9 protein-coding genes and 1 other RNA gene are annotated in these 8,320 nt (G+C 66.4%); 1 reads left to right on the top strand and 9 read right to left on the bottom strand.

Going from position 1 to position 8,320, the window contains the following annotated elements; translation table 11 throughout:
• Positions 1 to 707 (bottom strand): TIGR04222 domain-containing membrane protein (locus tag GX543_RS14440; RefSeq protein ID WP_290852856.1); only part of this gene is annotated, 707 nt, incomplete at its 3' end.
• Between the two features lie 96 nt (positions 708 to 803).
• Positions 804 to 2,534, bottom strand: a complete 1,731-nt coding sequence (locus GX543_RS14445) for a penicillin-binding transpeptidase domain-containing protein (protein ID WP_290852859.1) — start codon at positions 2,532 to 2,534, stop codon at positions 804 to 806.
• Between the two features lie 58 nt (positions 2,535 to 2,592).
• Between GX543_RS14445 and GX543_RS14450 the strand changes: the two genes are divergently transcribed.
• A complete protein-coding gene (locus GX543_RS14450) occupies positions 2,593 to 3,078 on the top strand; it encodes a carboxymuconolactone decarboxylase family protein (protein WP_290852861.1) in 486 nt (161 codons plus the stop codon).
• 700 nt (positions 3,079 to 3,778) lie between these two features.
• On the opposite strand, the gene ssrA is transcribed toward GX543_RS14450, so the two are convergent.
• The 7 genes from ssrA to GX543_RS14485 form a co-directional block, all read right to left on the bottom strand.
• Positions 3,779 to 4,151: a transfer-messenger RNA gene (ssrA, locus tag GX543_RS14455) on the bottom strand.
• Between the two features lie 95 nt (positions 4,152 to 4,246).
• Positions 4,247 to 4,966 carry a hypothetical protein gene (locus GX543_RS14460; RefSeq protein WP_290852863.1) on the bottom strand — a complete coding sequence of 240 codons (720 nt, stop codon included), beginning with the start codon at positions 4,964 to 4,966 and terminating at the stop codon, positions 4,247 to 4,249.
• Between the two features lie 44 nt (positions 4,967 to 5,010).
• Positions 5,011 to 5,484, bottom strand: coding sequence for an SsrA-binding protein SmpB (gene smpB / locus GX543_RS14465; RefSeq protein ID WP_290852864.1), 474 nt, complete (start codon positions 5,482 to 5,484; stop codon positions 5,011 to 5,013).
• A 28-nt stretch (positions 5,485 to 5,512) separates the two neighbouring features.
• On the bottom strand, positions 5,513 to 6,418 hold the full coding sequence (gene ftsX / locus GX543_RS14470) for a permease-like cell division protein FtsX (protein ID WP_290852865.1): 906 nt from the start codon (positions 6,416 to 6,418) through the stop codon (positions 5,513 to 5,515).
• Between the two features lie 9 nt (positions 6,419 to 6,427).
• Positions 6,428 to 7,114: a cell division ATP-binding protein FtsE gene (gene ftsE / locus GX543_RS14475; RefSeq protein WP_290852866.1), complete on the bottom strand. Its 687-nt coding sequence runs from the start codon at positions 7,112 to 7,114 to the stop codon at positions 6,428 to 6,430.
• A gap of 28 nt (positions 7,115 to 7,142) precedes the next feature.
• Positions 7,143 to 7,610: a hypothetical protein gene (locus tag GX543_RS14480; protein WP_290852867.1), complete on the bottom strand. Its 468-nt coding sequence runs from the start codon at positions 7,608 to 7,610 to the stop codon at positions 7,143 to 7,145.
• Positions 7,607 to 8,320: mechanosensitive ion channel family protein (locus GX543_RS14485; protein ID WP_290852868.1), on the bottom strand; the 714-nt coding region annotated here is incomplete at its 5' end. The genes GX543_RS14480 and GX543_RS14485, both read right to left, overlap by 4 nt.

Genomic DNA, 8,320 nt, shown 5'->3' on the forward strand with positions numbered 1-8,320 from the left:
GATCGCTGCCATTCGCCGCGGTCTCGGGATCGGGTGCCGAGAGCCGCCGGTCCGTGAACAGCGACCGCGTAAGCCCAATCGCGCGGGGTCTTCAGCGCATCGGCGGAGTACCGCTCCGAGACGGCGCGCAGATACTCGTCCCCCGCCCTGGTCCTGCCGAACCGCGACCGGAGCACCGCACCGGCCAACAGCACGCCGACGATCAAGGCCGCAGGTACCACCGCGTCGACGCCACCGCCATCGGCCACAATTGCGACGGCGACCACCACCAGCACCGCGACGGTGACAACGAGCGGAGCCAGAACCAGTTGCCGATCACGCCGGTCGGCCAACAGTCCGCGGCCGACCAGATACTCGGTCATCTCGTCGAGCCGATCGCGCGTCGCGGTGAGCACCGCGGGAACCGTCGGACTCGTCAGCACGCGGCCCCGCTCCGCGACGTGAGCGGTGTACTCGTCACCGTCGACTGCGGCGGCCGAACGATGGCCGACGTCGTCGGCCGACTCGTCGAGCCAGAGCAGCGCAACGGCGGCGGCACAGCGTTCGCCGTACAGACATCCGACTTCGGTCGGCGTCAATGGCCGACCCGGCCCCGGCACGGCCTTGCGCCATAGGAGGTACTGCCGCCACAGAAAGGTCCCCGCGACGATCAGCACCACCGCGACGTACAGCACCTTCAGCGATTCTGGGTTCCCGACCAAGCCCATCGCCCCACCCTGCCATACGCCGTCGCCATGCGATGGAGAATTCCCAGTCTCCCGCCCGGGTGACGAGAGCGGGCGACTTACCGGGTTTGCCGTAAGTCAGGTGCCGTCGACCGCGCGAAGGAACTCACCGGTCACCTTGAGCGCGGGCGATGAACTGCCGCCGCCCACCACCAGGGTTGCGAAGGCGAGATCGCCCGAGATCCCTGCGAACCATCCGTGCGATCCGGAGTCGTCACCGAACTCCGCGGTGCCCGTCTTGCCGCCGAGCCCGGGAATGTCGCGTAGGGCCGTCGCAGTTCCGGCGGTGACGACTTCACTCATCATCGACCGCAGCGCCGAGGCCACGTCGGCCGGGATGTCCTGCGGTTGAGCGTTCTCTCCGGTCCCGACACCCTGGATCAGCGTCGGTGTCACCGTTCGCCGAGCCGCCAGACTGGCCTCCACCAGCGCCATCCCGAAGGGCGACGCCGTCACCTGCCCCTGGCCGATCCCGCTCTCGACCTTCTGGGCGGCGGACTGCGCAGCAGGCACCGAACCGGTGATGGTCGTGAGCCCGGGAATCTGGTAGTCGACACCCAGCCCGAACATCCGCGCGGTGTCCGTGAGCGCCGTGTCGCCGAGCTTGGTCGAGAGCGCCGCCATCGTCGTGTTGCACGATCGTGCGAACGCGACGTGGAGGGGGACGGTACCGAGGTCGAACTCGTCGTCGTTAGGAATCACCCGGTCGCCGAAGCGCTGCTTGCCGGGACAGCGAAGGGTCGAGTCAGGCTCCACCATGCGCGCACGCAGCGCGGCCGCGGTGGTGATGGTCTTGAACGTCGACCCTGGCGGATACAGCCCAGTCAAGGCGATCGGCCCTTGCTTGTCCGCCGCCTTGTTCTGAGCCACCGCCAGAATCCCGCCGGTCGACGGGCGGATCGCGACGACCATCGCGGGACGACCCTCGGCGGCGACCGCAGCGTTGGCCGCCTGCTGCACCTGGACGTCGAGCGTCGTCTCCACCGGGTTCGGGGAGGTCCCGACGAATCGCTGCACCTGACCGGTGGGCTTACCGATTCCGTCGACCAGGAGCACGGTGGCTCCGGCCGCTGCGTCGATGGATTCGCGCCACTTCTCTTCCAACCCGTCGACCGCAGGCGAACGCAACGACTTCGACGCGGTCAGCAGGCGACCTTCCGTCCGTGTTTCTACTCCGGCGATCCGGGCGAGTGAGCCGACTTTCTTCGCATCGGCCGAGCGAAGCGCAACCACCGCCACCGGAGCCTTCGCGGCCTTCAGATCCGCCCGAATCGACCGCTCGGTGATGGTCGGCGCCACCGGTTCGAGTTTCGCGGCGAGCGACCGGGCCGACTCCGCGCTGCGGGGATCGAGTGAGACGACGGTGACCTCCTGCCAGGTCAGCAGCGGCCGATTGTGCCGGTCGGCCACCGGGACGTCATAGGTCTTGTCGTCGGTGTAAAGCAGGCGACCGCCGTCCTTGAGATCACGGTGAACTGACTGCAGACTCCAGCGAACCGTGCCGCCGGTTTCGCTGACCGCTGTGGAGTACTCGATGGAGCGTGACCGCGGCAGGCTCCACTTCCACGACAGCTCGGTGCCGTCGTCGTTGGCGACCGTGACCTCAACCTTGGCCCCGCCCATTCCGTCGAACGAGTCGGTCAGTGCCCCGCGAGCCGCAGCCGGATCGTCGGTGAGGGCCGCCGCCGCGTCGAGGTCACGATTCGACAGCGCCTCAGCGAACCTCTCGGTCGGCGATGGATCGGCACCGCACGCCACTGCGAGCGTCAGGGTCATGGCAAGGACGACGGCCAGCACGATGCGACGCATGTCGTCCAGTCAACCGATAGTCCAGCAGTTCAGCAAACACCGAAGGTAACGTCGGCTCATGTCCCGTATCGAGAACGCCCGCGACGACGATGTGGCCACGTGGCTCATGCACTCCCCCAAGCTTGCCGCGGGCCTCGGCACGTACACCGATGCCGTCTACAACAAGTCGCGGCTGCCACTGCGGATCCGCGAGATCGCACGGATGAACATCGCGTTGGCGAACGAGTGCATGGTCTGCCAGAACACGCGCGAGACCGCCGACACGACGTTGGACGAGGACTTCTACAACCACGCCGGAGTCTGGCAGACGTGGCCCGGCTACAGCGAGGCCGAGCGCGTCGCGGCAGAGTTCGCCGAGCGCTTTGCGGCCGACCACACCGGCCTGCGCGATGACGAAGAGTTCTGGGAACGCTGCAAGGCCCACTTCGACGACGACTTGATCGTCGAACTCACCCTCTCGTGTGGCCTGTGGCTGGCTGCCGGCCGAGCGATGCGTGTGCTCGACGTCGGGCAGTCGTGCACATTGACGCTGCATACCGGCTAGCGCTAGCCAGGCCTCAGTTTCTGGACGAGTCCGGCGTGTCCGAGTTGTGGGCGTGTCGCACCGCGTGAACCATTCGGCACGACACGCCGAAAACCGCGACACGCCGTTTCGCACCAGGACTGACAGAGCGAACCTTGCATTCCCCGTCCTTCCCCTCACGGGCAGCACCGCACCTGCCGCTTCCTCCCGGGAGCGGCCTATGCCAGTTCTGGGTCATCAGCGGCGTGTCCGATCCTCGGGCGTGTCGACGCCCGCGACAAGACCTGCTCCACCCCGAGATCCGCGAACCCTCATCCCGACCGGCCGGGCTTGAGATTTCGGACGACTGCGGCGTGTCCGAATTGTGGGCGTGTCGCACCGCGTGAACCATTCGGCCGACACGCCGAAAACCACGACACGCCGTTTCGCACCGGAACTGACAGAGCGAACCTTGCATTCCCCGCCCTTCCCCTCACGAGCAGCACCGCACCTGCCGCTTCCTCCCGGGAGCGGCCGATCGCCGGTTTTGGGTCGCCAGCGGCGTGTCCGATCCTCGGGCGTGTCGACGTCCGCGACAAGACCTCTCATTGACCCGGAACTGCTGGTCGAGATCGAGGTGGATGCGGTAGTACCGGCAACAAACTGATCCGAGGACGAGGCACACGGCCACTGGGTCGACACAAACAAAAGGTGCCCTATCTGGGAAGATAGGGCACCTTTTCCGTGGAGCCGCCGGGAATTGAACCCGGGTCCTCCGTCACTTCAGTGGGGCTTCTCCGTGTGCAGTCCGCTCTGTCTCTACTCGGATCTCTCGGTCCCACGAACAAGCCGAGATGACGATCCCAGTCGCTGTTTGTTGTCCCGTCGTCGTCCGCGACCGGCGACGACGGTGAGTTCCCTAGCTGATGCCGGCATCCGGTTCCGGGAACTTAGAACCGGGCCGACAGACTAGCCTCGCTGATCAGGCAGCGAGTGCGTAGTCGCGCTGATTGGTATCGGCGCTTAATTGGTTGCTGCGACGCTTACGGTGGTCTCTAGCCTGCACCGACACGCTTCCCCCACCTCGATGCACGTAGTCGAAACCGATCGGCCCCGAGGGGGTTGCCCACCGTTTCCGGTGGACACTTAATAGTAACCAAGACCGACTCCAGAATCATCCCGATATCTTCGGGAGGATCGTCGTCGCAGGTCAGCCGATCCGTAACAGCGCGGTGTCGCCCGTGTCGACGTGAATCGTGAGGGCGCCGTCCGAGGCGGTGATCCGTTCACCGGTCCACACGTCGCGGGCCGGGACGACGTCGTCGCCCGAGAGACCGAGATCGGCCACCCCGACCGACATGTCCTTCGGCGCCCCCCTGCCGTTGGTCAGCGAAACGAGCAGACCGCGCTCTCCGATCGCCCGCGAGTACACAGAGGCGTTGCCGAGAACCGGAGCGCCCGGCGCAGCCCGAGGGTCGCGCAACAGTTCCATCACGTCGCGGTTGGTCAGCACTTCCAGGTTCTCGGGCGACAGCGTCGCGGGAGGTGCAGATGCGATCAGCGGTTCAGCCTCCATGACGCGCCGCGTCACCACCGTGCGCAAGGGCTGCGATCGCGGCATCGCGGCGTAAAAGGCACCTCTCCCGCTGTCGAGGAATCCGAGCCGGAGACCCAGGCCGGACAGGAAGTCGATCTCCTCGCGCGTGCGGTACTTCGCTCGCTCGCGACCGGAGCACAAGACCAGCACGGTCCGGAACCCGGCGTCGCGCAGACCGGTCTGGACCAACTGCTCGGCGTGTTCGCGCACCTCTTCCACCGACGCGTTGCACGTACCGGGCACGTCGACCATCCAACCCATGCTCGGCAACGGTTCGTCGCGCTCGGGCGTGGGTTCCACACACCCGGCGAGCAGGGCCGCAGACGCGATCACGCTCAGCGCGATCGCAACTCGTCTACGCAGGAGGCCCAAACCGGCTACATCCCCTTGACGCGACGTCCGACGGTACGCTCCACCTCGCGCTTGGCGGTGCGCTCGGCGATGTCGCGTCGCTTGTCGTGGGCCTGCTTGCCCTTGGCCAGGGCGAGCTCGACCTTCGCGTAACCGTCCGAGAAGTACATCGAGAGCGGCACCAGCGTCAGGTTCCCGTCTCGCAGCTTCCCGATCAGCCCGTCGATCTCGCGACGGTGCATCAGCAGCTTCCGCTTGCGCCGCGGCGGATGGTTGGTCCACGTGCCGCTGCCGTACTCCGCGATGTGCACCGCGTTGAGCCAGACCTCGCCGTCGTCGATCGTGGCGAAGGCATCGACCAGTGAGGCCTTGCCGTCGCGCAGCGCCTTGACCTCGGTCCCCTGCAGGACCATCCCGGCCTCGAAAGTGTCGAGGATCGTGTAGTTGTGCCGAGCCTTCCGGTTCGTCGCTATCACCGACTTGCCTTTTTCCCTGGGCACGGCCGACCTCCGAATCTAAAAGTAGTGACTATTCGCGAACGTAGACGCGCAACGTGCCGTACGCGGTGACGCCGGCGAGGACCACGCCCGCCAGGACCAACCACGGCGATACGAACCACACGTCAGCCGACGTGATGCGCGCCAAGATGTTCACACCGTAAAGGTCTTCGAGGGCTTTGTCGAAGAAGAAAACCTTCGCCAGGAACAGGCCGCCGATCGCGAGGAGTGAACCCACCACGGCGGCGATCACCGCTTCCAGTAGGAACGGCAGCTGCGTGTACCAGCGGGTGGCGCCGACCAACCGCATGATCGACACCTCCGTCCGTCTCGTATAGGCGGCGATCTGCACGGTGTTCACGATCAACAGGATCGCGGCGACCGCGAGGACCGCAGCGATGGCGAAGGCCGCGTTCCGGGCGCCGTCGAGCACGCTGAAGATGCGTTTGACGAGATCTCGCTGATCCAACACGCCGTCGACGCCCTCGGCGCGGGAGTACTTGTCGAGGACGGCGCCGAAGTACTCGGGGTCGGCCATCCGCACCCGCAGAGCGCCCTGGTAGGCCTCCTTGCGGATGAAGTCGGCCAACTCCGGCGACTCCTTCTGCCACGACTCCTTGGCCGTCTCGAAGGCCTCTTCCTGACTGATGAAGGTGACCGACCCGACGCCCTGCTCTGCCTCGAGATCGGTCCGCAGCGTGGTGCACGGCGCCTCGAGGCAGTTGGGATCCTTGGCGGTGACGGCGTCGTTGATGAAGAACTGCATCTCGACGCGGTCGAGGAAGATCTTCTGGCTCTTATCGGCCATCTGGATCACGAGCAGACCGCCGCCGAGCATGCCGAGCGTGATCGCGGTGGTGAGAACCATCGCGACGGTCATGGTGATGTTGCGGCGGAAACCGTTGAGGACTTCGCCGATGATGAAGTTCAAACGCATGGGGTGCTTTCAGCCGATTCCGTAGACGCCGTGCTCGTCGTTGCGCACGAGCTTGCCGTTGTCGAATTCCAAGACGCGCCGCCGCATGGCGTCGACGATGTGCCGGTCGTGGGTCGCCATCACGACCGTGGTGCCGCCGCGGTTCACCCGGTCGAGGACCTCGACGATCTCTTCGCTGGTCTCTGGATCGAGGTTGCCCGTGGGCTCGTCGGCCAGCAGCAGCGCCGGGCGGTTGACGATCGCGCGGGCGATCGCCACGCGCTGCATCTCGCCGCCCGACAGCTCATGGGGCATGCGATCTGCCTTCCCGGCGAGCCCGACGTAGTCGAGTGTCTCCGGAACCACTTCGCGGATGGTCGACGCCGGCTTGCCGATCACCTCGAGGGCGAACGCGACGTTGGCCGCGACCGTCTTCTGCTGCAGCAGGCGGAAGTCTTGGAAGACGCAGCCGATGGACTGCCGCAGTTTGGGCACCTCGCGGTTGCGGAGTTTGTTGACGTGGAGATCGCCCACGTAGACCTCGCCCGCAGTCGGTTTGTCTTCCTTCAACAGAAGACGGAAGAAGGTCGACTTGCCCGAGCCCGAGGGGCCGATGAGGAACGCGAACTGTCCCTTGTCGATCTCCAACGACAGATCGTCCAGCGCAGGGCGCGAGGACGCAGCGTATTGCATCGTCACGTTCGTCAGCTTGATCACGGTGACCCAGTGTACTGACCGCTCGGGCTCAGCCGCCGTTACTGGGATCGGGCGCCTGCGTCTGCGGCGTGATGCGCTCGGTGGTCTGCGGCGGCGGCTCCCGCGGGAACCGGAAGGTCTCGCGCGGGGTCGACGTGGTCTGCTCCGACTGCGGGCGCTGCTCTCCGGTCTCGGTGGACCCGGGCGTGCCGGTCTGCGTCGGCGACGACGGGGCCGTCGACGTGACCGACGTGGACGGCGGAATCACCTCCGAGGTGGTCGGCTCCACCGGTTGCTGCACCGTGGACCTCCGCGGAACCTGGTCCTCGGGATGGTAGTGCTGCGAACTGAAGCTGTAGAAGATCGACAGCAGGATGAAGGCGATGCAGAGCACCGCGGTAGTCGTGCGCACACGCGTCTTGTAGATGTGCTTGGTCCGACGCGCCAGCTTCTTGAACGCCGAGGGCTCGGGCCCCTGGCCTCGCTCGTCGTCGGGCTCGGTCTCCTCGGCGCTCATCCGTCGTTCCGATCGATCTGGGCCTCGGCCGCCTCACCGACGGTGGTGCCTCCGACGGCCTGCGGCGTCGCCTGCACGAAGATCCCGTGCCGAGCCAATCCGTAGATGATGTCGCCGCGCAGCGCCCGACCGATCTCGAACTGCTGGCCGGGCAGCGTCCGCGCGACCATCCGGACGGTCGCCGAGTCCAGCTCGAGATTGGTGATGCCGAGCGGCGTCGGGGCGTCGAGCAGCAGCCGCTGCCACTTCGGGCTCTCGTAGAACGCCTGCCCCACCTCGCGCAGCGCGGTGTTGACCTCGTTGATGTCGGCATCCAGCGGGATCGGGACGTCGACCACCGCACGGGCCCAGTCCTTCGACAGGTTGGTGGCCTTGATCATCTGCCCGTTGGGCACGATGATCAGCTCGCCGTCGGAGTTGCGCAGGCGAGTGACGCGCAGCGTGACGTCTTCCACGGTTCCCTCCGCCTCGAGGCCACCTGTCACCGACAGGTTCACCACGTCGCCGTAACCGTACTGGTGCTCGGCGATGATGAAGAAGCCCGCGAGAAGGTCCTGAACGATCCGCTGCGCGCCGAAACCGAGCGCGGCGCCGACCACGGCGCTGAGACCCACCAGACTGCTCCGCGGAATCCACAGCCCCAGAATGTGCAACGCGACGGCCGCTGCCGTCAACGCCACCAGGGTCCAGGTGATGACGTCGACCAGCGC

The organism is Gordonia sp. (in: high G+C Gram-positive bacteria) (assembly GCF_012515855.1).
Lineage (GTDB): Bacteria > Actinomycetota > Actinomycetes > Mycobacteriales > Mycobacteriaceae > Gordonia.

Excerpts from the sequence above, each read along its gene's own strand:
- GX543_RS14445 (WP_290852859.1), bottom strand. The coding sequence starts at position 2,534 with ATGCGTCGCATCGTGCTGGCCGTCGTCCTTGCCATGACCCTGACGCTC.
- ftsX (WP_290852865.1), bottom strand. The coding sequence starts at position 6,418 with ATGCGTTTGAACTTCATCATCGGCGAAGTCCTCAACGGTTTCCGCCGC.
- GX543_RS14480 (WP_290852867.1), bottom strand. The coding sequence starts at position 7,610 with ATGAGCGCCGAGGAGACCGAGCCCGACGACGAGCGAGGCCAGGGGCCC.
- GX543_RS14450 (WP_290852861.1), top strand. The coding sequence starts at position 2,593 with ATGTCCCGTATCGAGAACGCCCGCGACGACGATGTGGCCACGTGGCTC.